This is a genomic window from Rhizobium sp. 01L419 (assembly GCF_056400025.1).
In genome coordinates this window covers 1-321 of sequence record NZ_JBFTSM010000074.1, presented here as the reverse complement: position 1 = coordinate 321, position 321 = coordinate 1, and the positions used below count along the sequence as shown (strand labels likewise).

General features: G+C 68.1%; 1 protein-coding gene. It reads right to left on the bottom strand.

What is annotated here, in order from left to right:
- The coding region (locus tag AC1DUP_RS36845; protein ID WP_477837406.1) for a thiolase family protein at positions 1-301 on the bottom strand (301 nt) is incomplete at its 3' end.
- Positions 302-321 lie beyond the last annotated feature (20 nt).

Here is a 321-nt window from a genome sequence, read left to right as displayed (position 1 = left end):
CGCCGAGCGCGATCTGCTGCATGCCGAGGGCAACGGCGCGCAGGCCGGAACCGCAGAGCTGGTTGACGCTCCAGGCTGTCGCTTCCTTGGGAACGCCGGCCTTCATCGCCGCTTGGCGAGCCGGGTTCTGGCCTTCGCCAGCCTGCAGGACCTGGCCAAGGATGACCTCGTCCACCTCTTCAGGGGAGACATTTGCCCGCTCCAGCGCGCCCTTGACGGCCGCCGCCCCGAGCTCGTGAGCGGGAACTGTGYCGAAAGCACCGTTGAAGGAACCGACAGCGGTGCGCGCTGCGCTGGCGATGACGACGGAATGACGACGGA